This is a genomic window from Pseudobacillus badius, from assembly GCF_002189605.1.
Classification (GTDB): Bacteria; Bacillota; Bacilli; order Bacillales; family Domibacillaceae; genus Pseudobacillus; species Pseudobacillus badius.
Window position 1 is genome coordinate 131,051 of sequence record NZ_MWMM01000005.1, and the last position, 24,875, is coordinate 155,925.

The 24,875-nt window shown below is 45.4% G+C and carries 24 protein-coding genes; 9 read left to right on the forward strand and 15 right to left on the reverse strand.

Annotation, left to right across the window (positions count from 1 at the left end; translation table 11 throughout):
- The first annotated feature begins 3 nt into the window (after positions 1-3).
- Both B1A98_RS11270 and B1A98_RS11275 read left to right on the forward strand, forming a co-directional pair.
- A complete protein-coding gene (locus tag B1A98_RS11270; protein WP_063385996.1) occupies positions 4-654 on the forward strand; it encodes a cobalamin B12-binding domain-containing protein in 651 nt (216 codons plus the stop codon).
- Positions 641-1,402 (forward strand): hypothetical protein, encoded by a 762-nt coding sequence (locus B1A98_RS11275; protein ID WP_063385997.1) that lies wholly within the window; start codon positions 641-643, stop codon positions 1,400-1,402. Before B1A98_RS11270 ends, B1A98_RS11275 begins: the two co-directional genes overlap by 14 nt.
- 31 nt (positions 1,403-1,433) lie before the next feature.
- On the opposite strand, the gene B1A98_RS11280 is transcribed toward B1A98_RS11275, so the two are convergent.
- The 3 genes from B1A98_RS11280 to B1A98_RS11290 form a co-directional block, all read right to left on the reverse strand.
- Positions 1,434-1,889 (reverse strand): hypothetical protein, encoded by a 456-nt coding sequence (locus tag B1A98_RS11280; RefSeq protein ID WP_041100663.1) that lies wholly within the window; start codon positions 1,887-1,889, stop codon positions 1,434-1,436.
- Between the two features lie 87 nt (positions 1,890-1,976).
- A complete protein-coding gene (locus tag B1A98_RS11285; protein ID WP_063385998.1) occupies positions 1,977-2,771 on the reverse strand; it encodes an HAD family hydrolase in 795 nt (264 codons plus the stop codon).
- A gap of 85 nt (positions 2,772-2,856) precedes the next feature.
- Positions 2,857-3,402 carry a MerR family transcriptional regulator gene (locus B1A98_RS11290; RefSeq protein WP_052477324.1) on the reverse strand — a complete coding sequence of 182 codons (546 nt, stop codon included), beginning with the start codon at positions 3,400-3,402 and terminating at the stop codon, positions 2,857-2,859.
- A 231-nt stretch (positions 3,403-3,633) separates the two neighbouring features.
- On the opposite strand from B1A98_RS11290, the gene B1A98_RS11295 reads away from it, so the two are divergent.
- Both B1A98_RS11295 and B1A98_RS11300 read left to right on the forward strand, forming a co-directional pair.
- Positions 3,634-3,909, forward strand: a complete 276-nt coding sequence (locus B1A98_RS11295; protein ID WP_063385999.1) for a hypothetical protein — start codon at positions 3,634-3,636, stop codon at positions 3,907-3,909.
- Positions 3,906-4,787 (forward strand): diacylglycerol/lipid kinase family protein, encoded by an 882-nt coding sequence (locus tag B1A98_RS11300; protein WP_063386000.1) that lies wholly within the window; start codon positions 3,906-3,908, stop codon positions 4,785-4,787. Before B1A98_RS11295 ends, B1A98_RS11300 begins: the two co-directional genes overlap by 4 nt.
- A gap of 56 nt (positions 4,788-4,843) precedes the next feature.
- Here B1A98_RS11300 and B1A98_RS11305 read toward each other — a convergent pair whose 3' ends face one another.
- The 3 genes from B1A98_RS11305 to B1A98_RS11315 are packed head-to-tail and all read right to left on the reverse strand — an operon-like array spanning position 4,844 to position 8,523.
- Entirely contained in the window at positions 4,844-6,328 is a 1,485-nt protein-coding gene (locus B1A98_RS11305) for a sodium/proline symporter (protein ID WP_063386001.1), read from the reverse strand.
- A 35-nt stretch (positions 6,329-6,363) separates the two neighbouring features.
- Positions 6,364-7,335 (reverse strand): ornithine cyclodeaminase family protein, encoded by a 972-nt coding sequence (locus B1A98_RS11310; protein WP_063386002.1) that lies wholly within the window; start codon positions 7,333-7,335, stop codon positions 6,364-6,366.
- 27 nt (positions 7,336-7,362) lie between these two features.
- On the reverse strand, positions 7,363-8,523 hold the full coding sequence (locus B1A98_RS11315; protein WP_063386003.1) for an NAD(P)/FAD-dependent oxidoreductase: 1,161 nt from the start codon (positions 8,521-8,523) through the stop codon (positions 7,363-7,365).
- Between the two features lie 172 nt (positions 8,524-8,695).
- Here B1A98_RS11315 and B1A98_RS11320 point away from each other — a divergent pair, with 172 nt between their 5' ends.
- Positions 8,696-9,895, forward strand: coding sequence for a CdaR family transcriptional regulator (locus tag B1A98_RS11320; RefSeq protein WP_063386004.1), 1,200 nt, complete (start codon positions 8,696-8,698; stop codon positions 9,893-9,895).
- 78 nt (positions 9,896-9,973) lie between these two features.
- On the opposite strand, the gene B1A98_RS11325 is transcribed toward B1A98_RS11320, so the two are convergent.
- Both B1A98_RS11325 and B1A98_RS11330 read right to left on the reverse strand, forming a co-directional pair.
- On the reverse strand, positions 9,974-11,356 hold the full coding sequence (locus B1A98_RS11325; protein ID WP_063386005.1) for an FAD-binding oxidoreductase: 1,383 nt from the start codon (positions 11,354-11,356) through the stop codon (positions 9,974-9,976).
- A 220-nt stretch (positions 11,357-11,576) separates the two neighbouring features.
- A complete protein-coding gene (locus B1A98_RS11330; RefSeq protein WP_063386006.1) occupies positions 11,577-11,759 on the reverse strand; it encodes an SE1832 family protein in 183 nt (60 codons plus the stop codon).
- Positions 11,760-11,839: 80 nt separating this feature from the next.
- Here B1A98_RS11330 and B1A98_RS11335 point away from each other — a divergent pair, with 80 nt between their 5' ends.
- A complete protein-coding gene (locus B1A98_RS11335) occupies positions 11,840-12,907 on the forward strand; it encodes an NAD(P)H-dependent flavin oxidoreductase (RefSeq protein WP_063386007.1) in 1,068 nt (355 codons plus the stop codon).
- A gap of 582 nt (positions 12,908-13,489) precedes the next feature.
- Here B1A98_RS11335 and cls read toward each other — a convergent pair.
- Positions 13,490-14,944: a cardiolipin synthase gene (cls, locus tag B1A98_RS11340; protein WP_063386008.1), complete on the reverse strand. Its 1,455-nt coding sequence runs from the start codon at positions 14,942-14,944 to the stop codon at positions 13,490-13,492.
- Positions 14,945-15,121: 177 nt separating this feature from the next.
- Here cls and B1A98_RS11345 point away from each other — a divergent pair, with 177 nt between their 5' ends.
- On the forward strand, positions 15,122-16,510 hold the full coding sequence (locus tag B1A98_RS11345) for an L-cystine transporter (RefSeq protein ID WP_041113885.1): 1,389 nt from the start codon (positions 15,122-15,124) through the stop codon (positions 16,508-16,510).
- A gap of 407 nt (positions 16,511-16,917) precedes the next feature.
- The gene (locus B1A98_RS20475) at positions 16,918-17,061 is read left to right on the forward strand and encodes an Lmo0850 family protein (RefSeq protein WP_169713112.1); all 144 of its coding nucleotides are present in this window, start codon (positions 16,918-16,920) and stop codon (positions 17,059-17,061) included.
- Between the two features lie 110 nt (positions 17,062-17,171).
- Here the strand turns inward: B1A98_RS20475 and B1A98_RS11350 are convergent, their stop codons facing one another.
- The 6 genes from B1A98_RS11350 to mgtE form a co-directional block, all read right to left on the reverse strand.
- Positions 17,172-17,753: a YqaA family protein gene (locus B1A98_RS11350; protein ID WP_063386009.1), complete on the reverse strand. Its 582-nt coding sequence runs from the start codon at positions 17,751-17,753 to the stop codon at positions 17,172-17,174.
- 87 nt (positions 17,754-17,840) lie between these two features.
- Positions 17,841-19,004: an MGDG synthase family glycosyltransferase gene (locus B1A98_RS11355; protein ID WP_063386010.1), complete on the reverse strand. Its 1,164-nt coding sequence runs from the start codon at positions 19,002-19,004 to the stop codon at positions 17,841-17,843.
- Between the two features lie 14 nt (positions 19,005-19,018).
- Entirely contained in the window at positions 19,019-19,615 is a 597-nt protein-coding gene (locus B1A98_RS11360; RefSeq protein ID WP_041100689.1) for a DedA family protein, read from the reverse strand.
- 1 nt (position 19,616) lies between these two features.
- Positions 19,617-20,339: a polysaccharide deacetylase family protein gene (locus B1A98_RS11365; protein WP_063386011.1), complete on the reverse strand. Its 723-nt coding sequence runs from the start codon at positions 20,337-20,339 to the stop codon at positions 19,617-19,619.
- 158 nt (positions 20,340-20,497) lie between these two features.
- Positions 20,498-21,865, reverse strand: coding sequence for a hemolysin family protein (locus B1A98_RS11370; protein WP_063386012.1), 1,368 nt, complete (start codon positions 21,863-21,865; stop codon positions 20,498-20,500).
- A gap of 399 nt (positions 21,866-22,264) precedes the next feature.
- Positions 22,265-23,623 carry a magnesium transporter gene (gene mgtE, locus B1A98_RS11375; protein WP_063386013.1) on the reverse strand — a complete coding sequence of 453 codons (1,359 nt, stop codon included), beginning with the start codon at positions 23,621-23,623 and terminating at the stop codon, positions 22,265-22,267.
- Between the two features lie 189 nt (positions 23,624-23,812).
- Between mgtE and B1A98_RS11380 the strand changes: the two genes are divergently transcribed.
- The gene (locus B1A98_RS11380) at positions 23,813-24,583 is read left to right on the forward strand and encodes a hypothetical protein (protein WP_082028238.1); all 771 of its coding nucleotides are present in this window, start codon (positions 23,813-23,815) and stop codon (positions 24,581-24,583) included.
- Positions 24,584-24,875 lie beyond the last annotated feature (292 nt).

Genomic DNA, 24,875 nt, shown 5'->3' on the forward strand with positions numbered 1-24,875 from the left:
AAGATGAACAAGGAAGTGCACGAGTTAGCCGGTTATCTACTGGAAGGGGATGCACTAGCCTCCATCGATTTTGTGAAAGGAAAACAGGAGTTGACGACACTGGAGGTATTTGATCAGCTTCTCACCCCGGCGATGCAATATGTCGGCGAATTATGGGAAAGCAATAAGATCACTGTAGCAGATGAGCACCTGGCTACTGGTACTTGCGATTTTGTTTTATCCAGCTTGTTTCCTTGGCAAAAAGAACACTCTTCAACAAATAAAAAAGCGATGTTTTTGTGTCCGGAAGGAGAGCGCCATTATCTTGGACTAAAGATGGTTAGCAGCTTATTTGTGGAAGCGGGCTGGAGTGTCCGGCTTTTTGGTTCAGATTTGCCGCTGGAATCAGCATGGAAAGCGGCCGAAAGGTGGCAGCCCGATGTCATTGGCTTGTCCGTAGCGATTGTTTATCATCTTCCGCTTTTGCAAGACTATATTCAGCGGTTGTCCGGGCTTTCCTCCCAGCCGTCGATTATTCTTGGAGGAAGGCTGGCGGGAATGTATGATTTGCAGTCCTATTGTTCGGAGAAAACAGTGATTTTTCAAGATTTGCACGCTGCTCATTTATGGCTGCATACTCAGAAAGTAGAAGGTGAACCCAATGTCTCTTTATAATCAGCCGCTTCCTATTCCTTATATTCAGATTGACAAAGAAGGAAATATTTTAACATGCTCGGGGGCGGCTTCCCGTATGTTTGATCTTCCCGCAGACAATATTGTTGCGCTGGCAGATGTGGCAAGCAAAGAAAAGCTAGTCAAATTCATTGTTTATCAAGAGGAACCGTGCCAGTTTGAAGTGAATTTACGGACAAAAACGGCTCCAGCCCAGTTGTTTGATATTCATTTATCGTGGGATGGACAAGCGAACGGCCATATTGCGCTGCTTCCTAAAGATCAGCAGAATGAACATTTGGAGGAGCGGTTACTCTCCTTGCAGAACCGTTTATCTTCTACTAATTTTGAACTGCTGGCAAAAAAGGAGGAGCTGGAGAGAGCCCTCATTCGTTTAAGAGAGCTTTCCGGCCCCTTTATTGCTCTGTCTCCGACTTTGGCGTTCATCCCGCTTTTCGGAGACATAACAAGGGAAAAAATGGAGTCGATCACGAAACAGGCGCTTCATACGGCTTATGAGGGAGAGTACACTCATATTGCTGTGGATTTCACGGCTGTCGGGCAAATAGAAGAGGAAGGGGTAGACAAGCTGCTTGCGCTTTTTACGATGCTTCAATATATGAACGGAGCAAAAATTGAAGTAGTGGGAATGAAGCCTCAGCATTCACAGATGCTGCATTCCTTTCATCGAGAATGGCCCTTCGCTTTTTCGCCTTCCTTAGCATACGTGCTGCATGGAAAAGACAAGTAAAAACGTGCCAAGCAACAGCTTGGCACGTTCGTTAAAATTCTACTTGGACTTGTTCCAGTTCTTTTTCCGTTTTCTCCGTAAATGTGTAGCCGAGCTCTTTTAATTGGCTGCATATAGCGGCGGCAGCATCGTCCTCCACGATAATAAACGTTTGATCGAATTGCATTTTATCTTTAATGGAGGAGAGCAAATGAAACAAAGCGCTTGTTTTTTCTTCTTTCAAGGATTGGGTAAGCGCGGAGGTTTCTGTCGTCACTGGCACAATCCATAGTTCACATTTGCTGGGCACGTCCAACAGCTGCTCGAATACCTCTGCTTTTTCAAGCGGGGTCCGCAGTGTTTCATCGTGAATTTCATATACATGTTTCGATGACAGGTCTTTTCCCTTAAATGGAAAGCAGCCCTGTTCATCAAATACTTTAATCTCTAATTTAGAAGCTTGAGGCAATTGGTGTTCCTGCTCATTTTTCGTTAAATGGCTGGTCATCTTTCTCTCTCCTTTTCCTTCTTCCCTTATCTATATGTAAAGAGGGATCTGCTGGTCTATTCCCTTTTTAGGAAGAAAGAAAACCTGTTAGACGCTTGTTAATTTTTGGAGAGTGTCAGCAGCCTCGCTTAGTGTGCGAACAACGTAGGTAGGTGTGGCCCCATCTACTTTTCGGCCGTCACCGTGATCGATCAGGATAGATTCCATGCCAAGACGGGTAGCTCCGAGGATGTCGGTTCCTAAGTTGTCACCGATCATCATCGCTTCCTCTGCGCGTACGTCCATTAACTTGAGCGCATGAGCAAAAATGGCAGGGTCCGGCTTTCCAAATCCAAAGTTCCCTGAGATGACGATATGTTCGAAGTAAGGTACGAGCTCTGGTGTCATCGTTAGTTTTTCTAGCTGAAGAGAAGGCGCCCCATTAGTTAAGAGCAGCAGCCGGCAGCCATTTTCTTTGAGCTGATCCAGCACAGCGATCGTGTCCTCGTACAGGAAAGGAGAACGGCGGCGAACTTCCCGGAACCGTTCTTTTGCCCAGTCAGCTGCTCCTTGGATTCCAACAGCCGCTAATCCTTTTTCCCATGTTTTTAATTGATAATCGCTGATGTCCTTGCCCATCTGGCGCAGCTGCCAATGATGCACATCGCCAAAATCTCCCCACAGCCCTTCAAAAGGGTTAATGCCGAGATGAAGAGTCACTGGATAAAAAGAATACTGCTGATATTGTTCCCGTGCTGCTTCTCTGACAGAGGCTTCAATTTCCGCCTGGCCAATTCCGTATTTTTTTTCTAAGTCCCCGCAGGTCACATCGAAGGCGGTTTGAATGCTTTTGCGGTCATTTAACAGTGTATCGTCTAAATCAAAGAAAACTGCTTTTTTCATTATGTAAAGGCTCCCTTTTAAACGTGATGTTTGACCTAATTCTACACAAACCTAAAAAGTCCTGCAAAGAAAAAAATGAAGCCGCTTAATTAAAAGTGGCTTCATTTTTTTTCCCTCTAAAAATAGAAAACAAGGAAGGGAGCCGGTATTTAGGAGGCTCTCTTTTAATCGGCGGAGGCTGAAGGCTGTTTAACAGCAGGCGGTCACGAATCTCTATCTCCTGATGCTCTAATTTCTCCTTCATCCACCTTTGGTATTGAGCAAGCTCTTTAACAAGCTCCTTGTTCACTTGAATGAGGGTTTCCTGCTGCTCCTCCAGGCGGGCAATCCGTTCAGATAATTCATTGCTTTCGGCTTTCGGCTGTTCCGCTTGTTTCTGCTCTATGTGTGTATCCGGCTCCGTTTTCATCGCTAGTTCGATGGCTGCTTCAAGCGGCAAGTTTTGCTCTTGGATCAGCTTTAAGAGACGCTGGACCGTAATAATGTCTTTTTGGTAAAAAACACGTGAGTTGTTGATTCCCCTGTCAAAGCGGTAGCCGGCCGCTTCCAGTGCTGATGAGTATTTTCGCAGCGTGCTTGCCCCCACACCAAGGCTTTTGGCTACTTCTGAACTAAAATAAGCCTGTTCCATGTTCATCCCTCCGTTAAATAATGATGTCTCATTTCCTCAAGCGGCTGTTTACGGGATAATAGACTGTTACTACTACTTTCCATGAAAAAGGCCAAAGTCCTTTCACTAGTTTTGTTGATTGATCAGTAGTTTTGTCGAGAAAAGCGACAAGGAATTTATCGTTGTCCGCAGTTGAAAAAGCAGAGAAGAGGGTATATAAAAGATATTATTCTAATAATAGGTGGCTAATTTATGAGGCTTGAGAGATGGGCATATTCCCGCCGCTACAATATCAAGGCGGTATTTGATAAGTTTCCCCATTCAAATGTGATTTTTCGAACGATTAACCATTTTTATTTTATTTATATCGTGAACTGGTCAGAGAAAGATCCTGTCGTGACAAGGTCAGATCTGGAGCAAATGGAACTGCTTCTGAATGAAGAGCTGGGAACCGGCTCTTTTTACCAGCAGCGCAAGTCGCAAACAGAGAACAGCCAAGGCGGAGCAAATGGAGGGAAGGCCGAATGAAAAAAGCTATGATTATCGCTAATCCTTCTTCAGGAAAAGAAGAGGCGCAGGGGTATGTGGAAAAAATCCAGCACCAGCTGGCGAACATAGGCTATACAACCGATATCCGGTTAACAAGCCAGGCTGGAGATGCTGCTGCATGGTCGGCGGAGGCAGCTGCAGCTGGTCTTGACATGGTTGTTTCAATCGGTGGAGATGGGACGTTAAATGAAGTAGTCAATGGCCTCGCGGAAAAAGAACACAGACCGACGCTTGGAATTATTCCGCTCGGCACAGTGAATGACTTTGCCAGGGCATTGCAGGTGCCTCTTGAACCGGCGGAGGCGATGGCTGTCATCGGCCGAGCCAGGCTGCAAAAGGCGGATGTCGGAAAGGTCAATGAACGCTATTTTTTAAATATTGTTGCACTGGGTGATATAGCCGAATCTGCAGCGGCGGTATCTCCTGAGAAAAAAACGGCGCTCGGTTCGTTTGCTTACTTTCTGGAAGGGGGCAAAGGGCTGGTGAATAAGCAGCCAATGGCCATCTCAGTGACGGCGGATGAGGAAGAATGGAAGGGAGAGGCGCTGCTTTTTCTAGCTGCTTTGACCAACTCTGTCGGCGGGTTTGAAAGTATGGCACCTGATGCGGAAGTTCATGATGGCAAGCTTCATTGCTTTATCATTCATAAAGCATCCTTGCCAAAGCTTGTGCGGATGACGGCCAACTTGCTGAAGGGGGAATTGAATGAAGACCCGGATGTCGTGTATGTTCGTACAAGCCGGGTGAAGGTTGCTTCAGAGGCTCTTTTAAAAGCAAACGTTGACGGCGATATCGGAAGCAGTCTCCCGCTCACGCTTGAAGTCTTGCCGCGACACATTGAAGTATGGGTTCCTTGATTGCCAAAAGCACTGTTCGGGCAGCCGAACAGTGCTTTTTAGCATGAATGGACCAATTATCCGATCACTTTTGGTGATATGTCTGCTTCAGGAGATTCTTTTATATCGCGGGCGCTTTCCTTGGATGGGAAGAGCAGGCTGAATACAATGCCGAAGAAAGCAGCGATCAAGAATGTGGTAAAGCGGGAAGAAATAATCTCTTCAAGCGGCGTGGAAATCCAGACGATGGTGCTGATGAATCCGGCCAGAATCGTGGCGATGACGCCAGCGCCAGAGTAGCGCTTCCAGAAGAACGTGAGAATAATAGCGGGTGAAAGGGTGCAGCCTACACCAGCCCAAGCCCAGCTTACAACAAGATATACGAGAGACTGAGAGGTTAAGGCGATCAGCAGCCCAAGCAGCCCCGCACCGATAATGGTGAGCCGGGAAATCGTCACTAGTTGTTTTTCAGTCAAGTTTTTGCCGAGCGCATGGTTGACGATATCTTCGCTGACTGAGCTTGTAATGACGAGAAGCTGCGAGTCGGCGGTAGAAATAATTGCGGCCAAAATCCCTGAAAGCAAAATTCCGGCGATCCAAGGCGGCAATAAGTCTAAAACCATGAAAGGCAGGATCGTTTCTACATCGGCGAAGTTTTGCCCTTGATATAAAGTAAGGGCGGTTAAGCCGATCATGAAGGCTCCGCCGTAAGCGAGAATGGTCCAAATAATGGCGACCCTGGTAGCTGTTTTTGCTTCTTTGTCATTTTTTAATGCCATAAAGCGGGCACTCAGCTGCGGCTGGCCGCCGAGAAAGCCGAAAAACCAGGCGAAATTGTTAAAGAGAAGAAGGCCAAGAGCAAATCCTGCCGCCCCGCCTGTCCACGAATCCATAGCCGGGCCAGAGGCGGCAAGGGCTGCGCTGATGGAGAGGCCGGCTTCCTGAATATGAAAAAGAGCGATGATGGGCAAGACAACAAGTGTGACAAGCATCATTAGGCTTTGAATCATATCGGTCCAGACAACAGCCGTGAACCCGCCAAGGTAGGAGAGGAGAATAACAATGCCTAGACTAAGCAATGCCCCTGCAGTGGGATGGATATGAAACACAGTGAATAATGTTTTGCCGGCACCGGCAATTTGTGCGCCGAAATAAAACATCATAAAACTAATAATTAAAATGGCAGACATCCAAAGAATAATTTTTCCGTGGCTGCCGAATCGCTTCGCCAGATAGCCGGGAAGGGTCATAATTTGATATTCTTCCGCTTCCTTCATAAAGCGCTTTGCTAAAAACAGCCAGGAAAAAACAATTCCTAATGAAATGCCGACAGCTACCCATATGCCGGACAGGCCCGTAGCGAAAACAAATCCTGTATAGCCAAGGAGGAGCCAGGCGGATTCGCCGGTGGCTCTTTCTGAAAAAGCGAGCGCCCAGCCCGGCAATTTTTTGCCGCCGAGCAGGAAGGAAGCATGATCCATTTCTTTTCGGCTGAATAAGTAGCCGGCTCCAAGCATCAGCAAGCAATAAAGAATGAACTCAACCATGATGATTGTATGCATATTTATCATCCTCTCCAAGGTTTTAGGCTTAACTTTTACAATTCAATTTCCAGTCCGATCTGCTGCTGAACAGCTTTTTCATAAATAGCCCGGGCGGCAATGACATCGAATAAAGCCATCCCGACCGATTTGAAAATCATGGGGTGCTTCTCGCTTAATTGCGGGCGCATTTTGCCGGCGATTAAGCTGGAAAATGGAATGACCTGCGACGGGCTTAACCAGCCGTTTTTGAGCGGGTCGGCCACATCGCCCGATTCTTCGATCGCATCAAGGGTATCAATAAAAAGGTGATTTGCTTGTTTAAAGAGCTGTTCAGGCAGCTCGCGCATCTGCGGCTGAAAGGATCCGACGGCGATCATGAGCTTGCCGTTGTATAAATCAGGTTCGTCTAGAAGAACAGGTATGCTGGATGTTGTTGCAGTAACAAGAATATCTGACTGGCTGATTACTTCATTGGGGTGATGTTCAATGTGAATCCGGATGTGTGAAGGCAAGTGCGATTGAAGGTTGCCCGCAAAAGCAATCGCTTTTTCAGGTGTTCGGTTATATAAATAAATGTTCTGAATATTGCGCTCCAGGCAGATGGCCAGGAGCTGGTAGAAGCCTTGGGCGCCAGTGCCGATCAAGCCTGCAGAGCTGGCGCCGGCCGGTGCGAGATGCCGGGCAGCCAATCCCCCGAGAGCGCCGGTACGGAGTGCGGTTAAATAGGTGCCGTTCAATAAGGCTTTCGGCGTCCCCGTGTGGGCGTCAATCAGCACCATCAGCCCTTGTACAGCCGGCAGAGACCGCTGATGATTAGCAGGAAACACACTGACTATTTTTGTTCCGAATAACTCGCTGGCTTGGCAAGGCATAAGCAAAAGTGTGTTTTCTTCATGAGCGATCTGTGTTCTTGCGTCCATATGAAACTGCTCTCTATCGTAAAGTTCATAGGCAGTTTCTGCAGCTGCAATGATATCTGCCATGCCAGCAGCCGCTCGCATGCTGCTTTCAGTTAATATTAGCAAGCCGTTTCCTCCTTTGATAAAAGTCAATTATACAATTGCTTGCTCCAGCACTAAGTCATTTTCCGCAAAACGTTCGACACGCAAAGGAGACAGATTGAGGGTTTCATAGGTTCCTTTATAAATGAGTTCAGCTAATCCGAGACCGACGCCAGGCGCTTGCTGCATGCCATGTCCGCTGAATCCAAGAGCAACATAATAGCCTTTCATAGACGGATGTTCGCCGATGATCGCATTTTGATCTTCGGTATTAAAGTCGTACAGCCCCGCCCAGCCGGATTCCAGCTTCACACTTTCGAAGTTTGGCACACGGTGGGCCAGCACCGGCCAGAGCTCTTCAAAGTAAGAACGCTTCCAGGAAAAGTCAATTCCAGGCTTGACATCTTCTGCGTAGCCTGTAATTACACGGTCGCCTTCGTGGCGGAAGTACACGCCGGTTGGATCAATCGTAAGAGGCAGCGGTTTTTCCAGCGGGACAGCCGGATGGAATTGGAAAATTTGCCGTTTTAACGGCACGACCGGCAGAGAAAGCCCGATTTTTTCACTGAGAATCGCACCCCACGCCCCGGCACAGTTGACTACGATTGGGGCCGTATATTCTTCTCCGTCGACCAAGCGTACTCCTCTTATGCGGTCATTCTCCGCCAAAAAGGTGGCCACTTCCTTAGAGACATAATCCACATTCAGCTTTTGGGCATTTTTCTTATACGCCTGCATAACTGAATAAGCATCAAGGTAACCGTCTTCTGCACAATAAAGCCCGCCCGCGAGATCTTCCAGCTGCAGCTCGGGAATGACGTCCTGAAGTTCATCGGGAGAGAGAAATTGGGAAGGCACGCCGAGCTCGTTTTGCAGCTTTCTTTGGCGCTCGATCGCCGGGACCATTTCTTTTTTTGCTAAAAATAAATAGCCTCTTTGTTGAAAGTCAATTTTGGCCGGCTCGCCGTCAATCGCCATATCTTCAGCAAACGTTTGATATTTTTGCAGGCTGAACCGGCTTAATTGAATATTGATGGCTGTGGTAAATAGCTGGCGAATCCCGCCTGCGCTGCGGGGTGTAGAGGAAAACTCATAAATTGGGTCTTTTTCAAACACTGTAATTGTTCCTTCAAAACCAATCTTGCGCAGGGAATAAGCTGTACTTGATCCCATAACTCCGCCGCCGACGATAATGATATCTGCTTTATTCATATAAAAACCTCCCTCAGGCGTGATATAGCTCCTTTAAATTATTTACCATTATATTCGGAAAGCGCTTTCAATCAATGTACAATTTATACAAAAATCTGGTAGAATAATAACGAATATTAATCAGAAAATTAAGAAAAATATTAAAAGATTAGCTAATGACTGAGGTGAAGCAATGAAGTTTTTTGAACAAATTGCCCAATCTATCGTAGAAAAAACATCCACTGTCCTGGGGGTATCTATGAGCATTACAGATGCCAAAGGAACAATCATTGGCTGCAATGACTTAACAAGAATCGGTTCTCATCATGAGGTGACAGAGGAAGTCACAAAAGCGGGCAGAGCGGTTATTTTCACAAAGGAGAACATAACAGGACGGAAAAACGTATTGCCGGGTGTGGCTACACCGATACGCTTTCAGCGGCAAATCATTGGCGTTTTAGGGATCATTGGCGAGCCGGAGGAGGTGGGGAAGTATGTGGAGTTTGTCCGGACGCACGTTGAAATGCTGCTGCAGCAGTCTTTCCGGACAGAATCATTTTATTTGCAAATGAAAACGACCGAGCTTTTCATTCAGCATCTTATCCACTTTAAAGAGTGGGAAAGTGAAGACACCCTGCAAAATTATTGCAGCATGTCGGGCTTTCATTTCGATTGTCCCCGAATGTGCATTCTAATCGACCTCTCCTCCCTGCATACGGCGAAAGGGGAAGAAGGAGTGCTCCGGATTTCCCAGTATGATTTGTTTCAAGTCATCAGCCATTATTTTCAAGTTCATGATGAAGACATCATCAGTCCGGTTCACCAAGGACAGTGGATAGTCCTAAAATATATGGATGGTGCTGACATGAAAAAAATGAGGCGGCAATGTGAGCATGCGCTGAAGGCCTTAAGGAAATTTTTTAGAAACCAGCAGGTAGCCGGTTCTGTTTCTATCGCTTATGGAAAGAGCTGCAGCGGCTTTGCAGGTGTCAGCCGTTCGTACCAGCAGGCATTGCAGGCGCTCTCAACAGGGAAGGAGCGCGCGAAAGGCGCATCGGGTGTTTATGCATTTGATGACTGGAATATTTTATTAAGTGCGCTCGTGCAGGACATTCAGCCGGCTTTGGCAGAGACGCTGGATGACTACGCTGAAAAATTAGTCTCCCATTCCAATGCTTCGGCACTCATAGAAACATTTCTTGTCTACTGTGAGCAAGGGTTAAATGTCAGCCGGGCGGCCAGAAAGCTGTTTGTTCATCGCAATACCCTGTTATACCGATTGAATCAGCTAAGCGAAATTCTTTCCATTGATACACAATCTTTTGAGCAATGCTTGCTGCTTTACATGGCCTTAAAAAAACGAAAGGATCAGGCGATAAAGGTGCACACCTGATAAATATCGATGATTTACCAAGCTTAATTCCCATAAAAAAAACTGCTCTGCAGCCGGTTGCAGAACAGTTTTTTTGCATTACAGTGTCGCTTTCTCCGCGGAAGGAATCAGTTTTCCCGGATTCAGAATATGGTCGGGGTCAAGCAGACTTTTAATGCCAGCCATGACGTTCAGCGCTTCGCCATGCTCTTGGATCTGGTATTTCATTTTGCCCAAGCCGACGCCGTGTTCTCCTGTACACGTTCCTCCAAGCGACAAAGCAAACGTAACAATCTCTCCGTTTAATATTTCTGTGTTGCGAACTTGTTCAGGGTCCTGCGGGTCAAACAAAGTAAGTGTATGAAAATTTCCGTCTCCAATATGCCCAAGGATCGCGCCATCCATCCCGTAGGCTTCAATTCGCTCACGCGCGTAAGTAACCATGTCCGCAAGCTTTGATATTGGTACACACACGTCCGTGTTAATCGTATGCAGCTTCGGATTGCTGTGGCGGAAAGCGTAGGATAAGTCATGCCGGGCTTTCCAAAGCTGAGCTCTTTTCAAGCTGTTTTTTTCAAAGGTAAAGGTCTGGCATTGATACTCCTCTAACAGTTCCTGCACGAATTGGGCATCGGCTTCATTGCCTGCTTCATTCCCGTGAAACTCAAGGAACAGCGAAGGCTCCTCGGGAAAGTCTGTTCCGCTAAACTGATTGACTTGTGCAATGGAACGGTCATCTACAAGTTCCATGCGGGCGATTGGGATGCCGGCGGTTAAAATGGCGGCAGCTGCTTCTACGCATTGCTTGACGGAAGGGAAGCAGGCTCTGGCTGCAATGATGGATTCGGGTATGCCATGCAGCTTGAGAGTAATTTCGGTGAATAGGCCAAGTGTACCCTCCGAGCCGGTGAACAAACTATTTAAGTTGTAGCCGGAGGAGGATTTTTTAGCAAGTGATCCGGTGTGAATGATCCGGCCGTCAGCGAGCACGACTTCAAGGTCCAAAATCTGGTCTTTCATGACACCGTACCGAACAGCTTGCGTGCCGCTTGCATTGGTAGCAACCATGCCGCCGATTGTGGCATCGGCTCCGGGATCAACCGGGAAGAAGAGACCATGCTTATTTAATTCTTGATTTAATTGCAGCCGCGTTACGCCGGGCTGAACTTTGACGAGCAAATCCTCTGGACGCATGTCAATAATCCGGTTCATTTGGCTGAAGTCCACGGATATTCCCTTATGTATTGGAATGGCATGACCTTCAAGGCCGGAGCCAATGCCGAAAGGAACAACGGGAATGTGCTGTTCCTTGGCAAACCGCACGATCTTTTGGACATCCTCAGCAGAAGCGGGAAATACGACAACATCGGGAAGAACCGCTTCAAAATGTGATTCATCTTTGCTATGATGCTCCAATATAGTTTCATTCACTGTGACTTTTTCCTGGCCAAGCAGACTGGCTAACTGTTCAACGAGATTCATCCTGTCACCACTTTCAACTAAAATTTTTTAAATATTCATTTATTTGAATGATAGCATAATAGGTAATTGCTGTATACTTGATATTGACTATAATTCCCAGCAGGGAAGGCACATTCATTGGAGAGGCTGGTTTATTTGTAGAAACGGATGAACCTGATCAGTTGCTGTTCATAAAAAAAATCGTCCGCTAAAGCGAACGATTGCTGTTTTTTCATGCGTCTTATTTAGACAAGGCGGCCAGCTGTTGATTCAGTTCCTTCAGCTCATTTTCCATGCGAATGAGCTGTTCTTCCGCTTTTGTTACAGCATTACCTGTGGATTCGAGTTTTTCAATGTCTCCTTGTACACGGATATAGTCCATTTTTAATTCAGCAATTTTTGATTCGATTTCTGATTTCGTCATGATCAGTCTCCTTTGTTGTTTTCTTATTATATTAAAGGAGAAAAATCTTTGATGGCAACTTTAAAGAATGGAGGATGACTATGCTTGGATTAACTTTAAAGCTTCCGGTATGGCAAGCTCCCATGGCGGGAGTATCCACACCAGAATTAACTGTTGCGGCCTCAAATGCCGGTGTTCTGGGCAGCATCGGTGCCGGTTATCTATCGGGTGAGAAGACGGAAGAATTTATCAGACGCGTGAAACAACTGACAACGGCTGATTTTGCCGTTAATTTGTTTGTTCCTGAGGAAGGAGAGGCGAGCGCCGAACAAGTGCAGGCCGCCCGCCAATTGCTGGCGCCTTATCATAAGGAGCTTAAGGCAGAGGAGAGTCTATCTTTCGGATCTTCCGCTTTTAATGAGCAGCTTGCGGTCGTGTTGCAGGAGAGAGTCAGGGTATGCTCCTTTACTTTTGGGCTGCCTCCGAAGCGAGCGCTGGAGCAATTAAAGGAACGAGGCATTATAACGGTCGGCACTGCCACAACGGTAGAAGAAGCGGTTGCTTGTGAACAGGCAGGGGTAGACGCTGTTGTGGCACAAGGATGTGAAGCAGGAGGGCATAGAGGGTCATTTCAGCCGCCTGAAAGCATGATTGGTTTAATGGCGCTGCTTCCTCAGGTTGTGCAAGAGGTGAGTATTCCGGTTATTGCTGCTGGCGGGATCATGAACGGGCAAGGCATAGCTGCTGCTCTATGTCTGGGTGCTTCAGCCGCTCAGCTCGGCACGGCGTTTCTAGTGACTGAGGAAAGCGGGGCTCATCCCCTTCATAAAGAAGCAATCTTGGCAGCCGATGAAAAGGAAGCTGTGCTGACGAAGGCTTTTTCCGGAAAAACGGCCCGGGGCATTTCCAATCAATTCATTCAAGACATGCAGGGGCATGAAGAGGTTTTTCTGCCGTATCCTCTGCAAAACACATTAACCCAATCTATGAGAAAGCAGGCCGGAAAGCAAAATAATAAAGAATATATGTCCCTTTGGTCCGGACAAGGGACAAGGTTGAGCAAAAGGCAAACGGCTGATGAGCTGGTTGCTCGTTTGCTGGAAGAAACGGATGCAGCGTTGCTGGCAGCTAACCGCTCTGTGCAAAATATTAAAAGAACCAGCAGGTGACGAGGGACCAGTTGACACCGGGCTAACGCGTAATTAAAAAAGATCAGCCATCGGGCTGATCTTTTTTAATGACTGGCAATGCTTTAATGTTTCCTGATCCTTCATTGCCAGCTATGAAGGAGGTTCGAAAATCAGTTTATATATTTAATAAAATTGCACGAAGTCAAAAGCTAAGTTTAAAAAGAATAACGAATGAATAGTGACGAAGATCAATCCTTGCTTATTTAATTTTTGTGTTATTACCTGATCCATAAATATCACCTCGTTAAAAGTTTGTAGACTTATTATATAACCAATTTTCTAAAAGTTCAAAACATTTTTAACGAATTTGTCACATTTTTTTTGCGAATAGGCTTGACTTGTATTTTTTATATGGTATAAAGAACCATTTTTTCAAAATAGATGGATGTGCGCTGGCAAAACAACCTGCTTGTTGTCAGGGCTCTATGAAAGAACATCGTTAGTTTTTAGGCTGCCTCGCTGCGCTCGCTCTTCCTTTAATGGAGATCAGCCTGTTCCAGAGAAGAAAAAAGCCGCCCCCAAAAGTCATTTTTCATGACTTCCTGGGACAGCTCAACGATGTTACAAAATAGGTGACAGCAGCCTTGAAATAGATTCTTTAAATTTAATGAGTGTTTTCCGGTTGTTATAAATTTCGAGCGTCAGCTCTGAGCAAAGCTCCATATCCTTTTCGAATATCTCCGCAAGTTTTTGGCCCGTTTCCAGGTGGTAAATAAAAGCATTCACCTCAAAGTTTAACCGGAAGCTGCGCACATCAATATTAGCTGTGCCCACAGAACTCAGTTTTTTATCGACGACAATCATTTTTGCATGAATGAAGCCGGCATCGTAGATATACGTTTTCGCTCCTGCTTTCATCAGCTCGCCGATGTAGGAGTAGGTGGCCCAGTAAACAAAGGGATGATCTGGTTTATTCGGAATCATGATCCGGACATCTACGCCTGAAAGGGCCGCAATGCGCAGAGCATCCAGCAGGCTGGCATCCGGGATAAAGTAAGGGGTTTGAATATACACAGACTCTCGTGCAGATGAGATCATTTTAATATAGCCGTTCTTAATTTGTTCCCACTCTGAATCCGGGCCGCTTGTAACAATCTGCATCGATACATCGCCAGCAGCCGTCTTATCGGGAAAATAGGCTTCAGCGTAATGGAGATCATGGTGATCTGATGCTTGGTTCCAATCCAGGATAAACCGCGTCTGGATGGAGTGCACTGCTGTTCCTTTGATTCGCAAATGGGTATCCCGCCAGTAGCCGAACTTTGGATCAAGTCCAAGGTACTCATCACCAATATTAAAACCGCCTACATAGCCGATCTCACCGTCAATAATAACAAGCTTGCGATGATTGCGGTAATTGAGACGCAAATTAATAAAGGGGATTTTGGAAGGGAAAAAGATTTCCACTATGCCGCCAGCCTCAATTAATTCTTTGAAGTGCCGCTTATGGACTCCGCGGGAGCCCATTTCATCATAGAGAACCCTTACTTCCACGCCTTGCTTCGCTTTTTCCGTCAATAGCTGGACAATCTCGGTTCCAAGGTTGTCCACCCGGAAAATATAATATTGCAGATGAATGTGATGCGTTGCTTGTCTGATGTCTTCAAGCAGGGAATTGAATTTATCTTTGCCGTCAACAAAAATGTCTACATCGTTGTCTTCGGTGAGGACAGCATCATTGTTGCACAGCAGCATATAGACCAAATCTTCATTTTCCTCTGTGTGAGGGTTGCGAAACCGGAAGAGCTGGTTTTTAATGGCATGCATTTGATTTTGAATAGCCGATTCAGTGCCAATCTTGACCTTTTCGTCCCAATCAAATAAACGCCGCCTGCTTAAATTCTGGCCAAAAATTAAGTAGAGAATGAAACCGAGAATTGGGATGAAGAACAACACCATCAGCCAGGCCCAAGTGGCTGCGGCATCACGCCTTTCCAAAAAAATAACAGCGACTGAAAAGGAAAAGTTTAAAAACAAAACAACGTAAGCGATCCAGCTCCACATAGGTATTTCCATTATTTCCACCAGCTTTATCCATAGTATTTGAATGATGTTTCATCTATTAAGATACGTCTATGTTACCAAGGAAAGGAGAATATTTCTATAAAGGAAAAAAAGAGAGGAATTAAAAACCCACTTGACACATAGGAATAGATGATATAGGCTATTCGTTAGTAAAAGGAGGAAGCATCCATGAATTCATTTCTTATTATTGTCAATGTTGCAGCTCTGCTTTTGTTAGCAGGTGTTTTATATTTTATGCAGAAAAAGCATATTTCATTTTCAAAGAGGGTATTTACCGCCCTTGGACTGGGGATTGTTCTTGGTTTTGTTTTGCAGCTGATCTATGGCTTGGAATCAAATACGCTGCTTCAATCCACCGAATGGTTTAACATCCTCGGCACAGGCTATGTGAAACTGCTGCAGATGGTCGTCATGCCGCTTGTGTTTATTTCTATTGTGTCGGCTTTTACAAAGCTTACTCTGACAACCAATCTTGGCAAGATTGCTGGCCTGATTATCGGTTTGCTTGTCGGCACAACAGCTATTGCAGCAGCCATCGGCATTAGTGCGTCTCTTGGCTTCAACCTCGAAGCGGTTCAAATCCAAGGAGGCGAAACAGAGCAGGCGCGCGGAATGGAGATTGAGCAACAGTACTCTGAAATTGAAGGACAGTCTTTCCCGCAAAAAGTTATTGAATTGCTGCCAGCTAACCCGTTTCTTGATTTAACGGGCCAACGGAGCACTTCCACGATTGCTGTAGTTATCTTTGCGGCATTTGTTGGATTTGCCTATCTTGGGGTGAGAAGAAAAGAACCGGAACAAGCCGAGTTTTTCAAGAAGATGATCGACTCGATTTACAGTATTGTCATGCGTATTGTGACACTCGTTTTGCGTCTTACACCTTATGGCATTTTAGCGATTATGGCTAAGACGGTCGCAACAAGCAACTTTACGGCGATTGCGAAGCTTGGAGAATTCGTTTTAGCTTCCTATGTAGCGCTGGCAGTTATGTTTATTATTCACTTGCTTATCTTGACTTTAGTCGGATTAAATCCGCTGACATATGTAAAGAAAGTGCTGCCGGTGCTTTCATTTGCCTTCACTTCCCGCTCAAGCGCAGGAACCTTGCCTTTAAATATTAAAGCGCAGACCTCCTCATTAGGAGTGCCGGAAGGAATTGCGAACTTTGCCGGCTCGTTCGGGCTGTCAATCGGCCAGAACGGTTGTGCAGGTGTATATCCGGCTATGCTGGCGGTCATGATTGCGCCGACGGTCGGCATTGACCCGCTTTCGCCCACATTCATTCTGACGTTAATTGCTGTAGTAGCGATCAGTTCATTTGGCGTAGCCGGTGTTGGCGGCGGAGCGACCTTCGCAGCGATCTTGGTGCTATCGACAATGAATCTCCCTGTAGCGCTGGCGGGACTGCTGATTTCAGTGGAACCATTGATCGATATGGCGCGGACAGCCGTGAATGTCAGCGGAAGCATGACAGCCGGGGTAGTAACGAGCCGCGTGACGAAAGAGCTGGATACAGCTGTTTACAATGAACCACAGAAAGAAGCTCTTTACAGCTAAGGGCATCATGAAAAAGGCAAACTTGGAAGCCGGCAGCGCCGGCTTCTCAGACTGTAGACAAACTCAATGAAAATTGAGCGTGGTCCGCAGTCTTTTTTTAGTTTGCCTGTAGAGGAAGGCTGTTGATTTCCATTCCAAATTAACAGAGTGGACAAAGTTAAGGTAGCCGTATAAGGATGCCTGTTTTAAAATAAATAGATCAAATACTTGAGGTGAGGAAGGGATTGATTTCTCTTTTATTTATGGTTGGCAGGAGCCGGCTTTAGCCGCAAAAAAATCAAAATTTCATGGATTAATTGCTAGAGAAAAGGGAATGTTAAAATTAAATAAAACAATAATTTTTTTGAAACCATTTTTACGATCGGACGTAGAAAAGGTAAGAAAAAACTTTTAAAGAGGTGTGTAAATTGGGGAAAGACCACGATAGAGTGTTAAAAATGATCGACCGGCTCGCTCAATTAGGTATTAAAGTGTCAAAAACCAAGTCCCGCATCGAAGTGTTCAACTCTTTAAAAAGCTATCAAGAATTAGCCGATCATGCAAAGGCCTGAAAATATAAGCTATACATAACAGATATTGAAACATCCCGGCTGCCATAGGCACCGGGATGTTTGTATAAATAAGTAATGATAGAGATGGCCCGGTTTTGGATCCAAGCTCTCTAGACGGTTTGTTTTCTTTTTTGCAGCAAACGGTATACAACGTAAATAACAATGATCAGCAATCCGCCTGCAATGGTCAGCAGCGTAAAGTTTTCTTCAATAAATGGTTTCGCCTGATCGCCCAGCCAGAAGATAATAATTCCTTCAAGGAAAAAGCGAAGCCCGCGCCCGATCAGCGACCAGATGAGCAGGACCCTGATGCGAATTTTTGCCACACCGGCAAAAATCGTGAACACTTTGTAGGGAATCGGTGTAAATCCGGCAATTAAAATGGCGAGAGGACCGTACTTTTTAAATAGATGCTCCACTCTTAAAATTAATTCTTCAGATACGAATTTCAATAAAATAGGCCGTCCCAGCTTGCGCCCGATCAGCCAGCCAAGTAAAGCCCCCAAAACAGAAGCTACAGTTGTATATAATGCAAAGAGAATGGCGCGGTCAGGATCGGCAAGAGCTAAAGGCAGCAAGATGACGTCTGGCGGAATAGGGAAGAAAGAAGATTCAGTAAAAGCCACAACAATTAATCCCAAAACCCCGTACTCCAGCAGCCACCCTTCCAGATGGTGAATCAAATCAGACATGTAAAAGAATTCTCCTTTAATTAAATTAACCACAAAGATTATACCATTATTCATTTAAGCGAACCAGCAAGAGCCCCATGAAGAAAATCAGCCGAGATAAGGATTCCAGGCTGATTTTTTTAATGACGGAGCATAGGAAGGCTCCTTGCTTTTAAAGACTGCCAGCAAGCTGTTTTTAATTTCTGCATCTTTTTCAAGCTGGTAACAGGCTAGGCGTTTGCGCCATTTATTCATCTCTACTTCATTGCCGATGACATCCAGGATTTGCTGTTCAACCGGCTGTTGCAGGTCAAGTGTATATATGAGGTGCTGCTCCCCTAAATACTGGCGGTTAATCTCTTCCTGTCCCGGCAGCGTATCAAGAATAAAAACGGGCAAAGATTTCTCCAGCACCTCGGTGATCGTCACTCCGCCCGGCTTGGTAATAATCGCGCAAGCTTCCTCATAGTAGCGATTCATCTGCTTCCGGCAACTGGTATAGGCGATCGCGTCTAGTTTTTCATGATTAAGAGAGCGAATTTGCTCATACAGCTTTTGGTTATGGCCGCATAGCACTTTGTAGCGATAGCGCAATTCGGCCTTTGACAATTGATCAATCAAGGCGGTTAAGTTCCCTAAGCCGCTGTTCCCGCCTGCAATTAATACATAGCCCTCAGATTCAGGGCGGGAAGCCTTTTGAAAAAATGGATGCACCGGAATGCCCGTTACAAATATCTGTTCTTTTTTCAATGAATAAGCTTTAATTAACTGCTCTTTTGCTTGCTGGTGCGGTACAAAATGAAAGTCAATGTGTTCCTTTCCCCATACATCATTCATGAAGAAATCAGTGTATACATTGATGACAGGAACGCTGACTTTTCCTTTTGCTTTAAGCTGATTAAGAAGTTTAGAAGGATAGCAATGCGTGCAAATCACAAAATCCGGCTGTTCTTCTTCCATCAGCTTTTCCAGCCGCCAGGCCAGATAGTTATCCCAGAAGCAAAGGGAGAAGCGGGGAGATGACGCACTTCTCGTGCCGTATGAGTACATAAATGTATGGTAGAACTTGCTATACAAGGCTGGTTTTCGGCTGATCCATTTTAAATAAGCGTTGGAAATGACAGCCTCTAGGCCACTATGAAAATGGCTTAAGCAATCAATCGTCTTCACTTCTATCTCCGCTTCCATAGTGGACAAATGGCCAACGATGGCTTCGGCCGCCTTATGATGGCCGGACGGCATGCGGAAAAGAGGCAGTAACAAAATTTTCATAGTCGAGAACTCCTTTAGCATTCGGTGTTAGCAGCTTTGTTTTTGGATTTCCTCCATTTGTATAGCAGCTGGATGACAAAGATGATGAAAAAGATGACACCAGCGATAGTTAAATAAACAGGCTTAATAGCAATATATGAACTCACTACATAACCAATCATTACATAAAACAATACCCATATCAGTGAGCCAAAAACAGAAATAAGGAGAAACAAGGGCCAGGGAAACTTGGCAACTCCGGCAAAGTACGGGTTGAACTGCCGGATGCCAGGGATAAAGAAGCCTGTAAACAAAGATTTCTTCATGTCCCAGTGGAGAACGAATTTCGTTACCTTGCTTTTATTCATTCCTAAATACTTCCCATAGCGGTCAAGCAAAGGCTTTCCGACTTTGCGCCCCAGGATGTAGCTTGTTATCATGCCGCAAAAAGCACCTGAGGAAATAGTCAGCCAGGCTGAAACAAGAGAGATTCCGTGAGTTTTTGCCAAAATGCCGATATAAACAAATAAGCTTTCTTCCGGAACCGGAATTCCTACAATGCCAAAAAAGCCGGCGATAAATAAAATAATGAACCCGTATTGAGATAAATAATCGAGAATTTGAGACTCCATATTACTGTTTGCTCCTTCTGGATGCCTGCAGCAAGGTATCGACGGTTACAAATTGATAGTGAGCGGATCCTTCATCCGCAAAAAAGATTTCCAGGGCTTTTAATGTATTGGCAGGGGCATGTTCATCAGCGCCGAATGTGGTTCCGCTGTCGTGCAGAGTAATGATGGCCCCGCTTTTTCTTTCTTTGAGAAGCTTGCCGGCCAGTACAGCTGGCTGAACCTGTTCTTTCCAATCACCTGGGATCGCTGTCCACATAATTATGCGCAGCGGCTGAGCATCGCGAAGTGTAAATAAATTAAAGTGTCCCCAAGGCGGCCTGTAATAGAGGGGGAGTTCACCTGTAATTTCTTTCAAAGCAGTTTGTGCTCTTATCAACTGCTTTTTGAATGTGAAAGGAAGGAAAAACCAATTGGATCGGTGGATGTCGTTATGAATCCCGACGGTATGGCCTTTTTTATGGATCATCCGGACAATGTCAGAGTGAGCGCGCGCCTTTTCGCCAACCAAGAAAAAGGTGGCTTTCGCGCCATGCTGGTCGAGCAAATCAAGCAACAGCGGTGTATATAGGGGGTCCGGCCCATCATCGAACGTTAAAGCGATCATCTTTTCTGCTGTTTCATTTCCGCGCTTGCATATCCCTATTCCGAATATTCGGATGAACAAGGTCGCTCCGGCGCTATAAATCAAAAGGAACAGTAAAATCAAAGTTGTTGTTATCAGCATCGTTATCCTTCCTTCACAGCAAACTGTTGGAGCAACTTTTCTTACATTCTCTATTTTACAAAAAAATCCTCCCGAAAAAACAGTCTTCAGACTGAAAAAAGAAAAGAGAATGAGCCGGATGATCATTATCCGGTTCATTCTCTTTTCACAGGAGACGGCTAAATTGCTTTCGATTCAGTTAATGAAAGAGAAGGCTGCTTATCCGCAAGAATCTGTTGATCCAGCTGCACCTGCGGCTTTTTTCGCACTTCTACATATTTAATTTGATGATCTTCCATCGCTTTAATGGTAAAAAGATAGTCATGGCAGTCAACTGTATCGCCTTGGGCAGCCTCGTAATTCTCTGTAAGAATCCAGCCGCCGATCGTATCGATATCTTCATCATCCAGCGAAAGCTGAAGAAGGGCATTTACCTCGTTGATCAATACTTTGCCATCGATGATATAGTGGGCCTCAGCAACCTTCTGTATGAGCGGCACTTCATCCGTGTCAAACTCATCCTGAATTTCGCCGACGATTTCTTCTAAAATATCTTCGATGGTGACCAGGCCGGATGTTCCGCCGTACTCATCCATTAACACAGCCATATGAATCCGTTCCTTTTGCAGTTTAACGAGCAATTCATGGATCGGTACAGAATCAATCACCCGGATGATTGGCCGGACATACTGCTCAAGCAAAATAGGACCGATTTCCTTTTGCTTTACATAATCAGTAAGCACTTCTTTAAAATTGACAAGACCGATAATATGGTCTTTGTCGCCAGCAATGACAGGATAACGGGTAAAACGCTCCTCCCGAACCACTTCAATGAATTCTTTGATCGTCATCTCTTTGGGCAATGTCACCATTTCGGTGCGGGGAACCATGATTTCTTTAGCAATCCGGTCATCAAACTCAAAGATTTTATTTACATATTTGAACTCAGAAGGGTTAATTTCTCCGCTTCTCAAGCTTTCTGATAAAATCAGGCGCAGTTCTTCTTCAGTATGCGCGGCTTCACTTCCAGAAACAGGCTTTATGCCAAACAAACCAGTAATGAGCCGAGCCGTTCCATTTAGCGTCCATATAAAAGGGTACATTGCTTTATAAAATATAATTAACGGCCGGGCAAAGAGAAGCGTGAGGGCTTCTGCTTTTTGAATAGCCAGCGTTTTTGGCGCAAGCTCCCCTACTACCACATGGAGAAACGTAATAATGAAAAATGCTGCTCCTATGATAATGATGTGGGACAGAGAAGGCGGGATATGGAGAAACTCCATAAACGGCTTCAGTATGCCGGCCATAGCCGGCTCTCCAATCCAGCCGAGTGCAAGCGCGGTGATCGTAATGCCGAGCTGACAAGCGGACAAGTATTCATCAAGGCTGGAAATAACAAGCTTGGCGGCAGGCGCCCGCGGATGTCCTTCCTCCAGCAATTGATGAATCCGCGAACTGCGGACTTTCACAATAGCAAATTCCGAAGCAACAAAAAATGCAGTTAAAGCTATAAGGATCACGATGAACACCAGGTTAAATATGTCCAAATAAATTCCTCAGTCCGTCAGCAGACAGACAAGGAGTCACCTCCTGCAGAGTAAAGTTACCTGATTGACGAGCCAATCTTTCACTTCAACGAGCCGCGTCTTCAATGAAGCGGGCTTACGGGAGAATTCATATTGAACCTTCATTGTCCCATCGAATCACCTCTTAACGCGCTTAAATAGTTACTAACAGTATAATGAATACTGATTTTTCAGTCAAATCTAAAGAAAAGATACTACTTTATATGCGGTTGGTGAAGGGAATATGCCTTAAACTGTTGAAAACGCCTGTTTTTGCGGCTTCCGAATCAAATACGGCGCTTCGGCAAACAGGCGTCGTCAATCAGTCTGATCATCAGAAAAAAGTTTCTTCATATATTTTAGAAACGGTGTATGTGTACCTTACATCAACTGCTGCAGAAACCAGGAAGCAATTGAGAAGTAAATAATTAAGGAAAAAATGTCATTAATCGTTGTAATCAGCGGTCCGGAGGCGACAGCCGGGTCAATATTCAGCTTATAAAGAACCAGTGGAATAACGGTTCCGGCAAGCGTGCCGATAATCAGAGTAATCAGCAAAGAGGAGCTGACAACGATGCCTAATATGGCGCTGCCCTGCCAGAAAAAGGCGATCAAAAAGATTAAAACAGCGCATACAATACCGATAATAAAGCCAACACCAAACTCCCGGCCAATCAAGCTTAATACAGTCTTCATGTCAATGTCCCGGGAGGCTAAGCCGCGGACGACGACAGCAAGGGATTGGGTGCCTGTATTCCCGGTCATTCCGGAGATCATCGGCATGAAAAAGGTCAGTGCCACAACTTGCTGCAAGGTGTTCTCGAAGCCGGAAATGATGCTTCCGGAAACAAGCCCGATAAATAGCAGAAGAATCAGCCATGGGAGACGGCGAAAAGCCGCGGTGGACGCTTTTGTATCGAAGTCGATCGATTTACCGGAAGCAGAAAGCTTCTCGATGTCTTCGTTTGCTTCTTGAATAACAACGTCAATGATGTCGTCAAACGTCACGATGCCGACAAGCATATCGTAATCATCCACTACAGGAATAGCGAGGAAGTCGTAGCGCTCAATTAAGCGGGCAACCTCCTCCTGGTCTGTATAGACAGAAACGGAAATAACTCGTCCGTACATGACTTCGTTTACTTTGTCGTTCGTATCCGCTAAAAGCAAATCGCGGTATGACACGACGCCGACCAGCTTTTTTTGCGCGTCAATGACATACAAGTAGTTGATCGTTTCTGCAAATTCAGCGAAGGTCTTTAATTTATCAACAGCCTCGCGCACGGTGTAAGTGTCCCGGATCCAGACAAATCGGTTTGTCATAAGACGGCCGGCCGTTTCGGCAGGGTACGCCATCATGCTTTCGATGATGGTGGACTCCTCTTTTTTCATTCCGGCTAGAAACGATTTGATTTTCTCGGGGGACATGTCATCGAGCAGCGAAGCCAAATCGTCGTTATCCATATCATCAAGAACTTTTCGGGAACGCTCTTTCCCCACTTTTTTCAGTACATCCAGCTGGTTTTCATTATCAAGCTCTTGAATCATGTCCGTCAAAATAGGAATGCTGAGCTGAAGCAAAAACCGTGTCTGGTGTTTGGGAGGCAGGTTTGTATAAATAGCTGCCATATCATAAGGGTGCAGCTCATCCAGCAGCTTTTGAAGCTCTTTCTTTTTTCCTTCTTTTAACGCTTTTATGACAAGAAGAGTCATTTGATCTTCAGTTAAGTTTGTCAGCATAAGCATCCCTCCTTGTTGAAAAACTCATTCTTTCCCATTATAAAACGAACAGAAAAAGAAAGTGAAAAAGAATCTCATATTTCTTAGATTTTAACATACGAGTTTTTCATTTCTTTTGCTAAAATAGAAAGTATAACATATTGATGCGGAAAAGATGTCGTAATTTCGAGAAAATCGGAGGTCATCGCTTTGAAGAGCCAAGGGACTATGAAAGAGCTGATTTATGTTCATTTAAATACAGCTCACCAATATGCAATTTCATATGGAATTGATTTTCATGATTTCGTTCAGAGCCTTTCTCAGGAGCTGAATCATTTATTGTTGCTGAAACATGAATACGGCGGGGCAGATTTTAACATGCATACGAGGTTTAATTACGTGGATGCTGGGGAGGTCAGGAGTCTTCTTAAAGAGCCGATTGCTGAGTACGGCGACTTTTGCTGGCTGGATTTCGATGATATGGAGGGGTTGAATGAGCTAGAGGATCAAGAGATTGCTGAGCTTCTTTACCTTGGCCATTGCAAGCACCATTTACGGGTCCCGTTCTACAGCAAGTTAAATAACCGGTATGCTTATCTTTCAGAGGAGGACGAATGGTTTAACAAAACATATTATCGTTATCTTCCTGATTTTTATTTTATGCTGGGGAGAGTCATTTCGTTCAAGCTTGGCTATTTCCGCAGCGAGAAGACCTTTTTTTCTTTGCGGAAAGGAACTTCTTTTCCGCCGGTTCCAAAAGAGATGGTGGCTTCCTTTATTGATAAAATGAAAGAAGGCATGGTTATCTCTTTGGCAAAGTCCGTTCAGAGCCGGACAAAGGTAGAGATACCGGTATGGGTAGTAGGCGATTATATCAATATGGATGAAATGTTTGATGAATATATGAATTGTTATAGGCAGCCGCCGGATGGCCGATTTGAATTTGATAAAAAGACGCGGGAATGGAGTGTTTGTTTTTAAAAAGGATACCGGTTATGCATGAGGTATTCGAGCGCCTTCACCTTGCCTGAAAAAGCCCTGGATACGCTATGTATTCAGGGCTTCAGACTGCCGTTTTTTGTTTGGATAGGAAGCCAGTTGATGTCCATTCCAGGCGCTTCGCTTTCCGCGGGGCGGGCGGTGAGCCTCCTCAGCGCCAAAGCGCCTGCGGGGTCTCACCTGTCCCGCAGATCCCGCCGGAGTCTTCGCGCCTTCCATTTCAATCGAGGGGGAAGAGGAAAGCTAGAGGAGCTGTTCGAAATAAAAACACTTT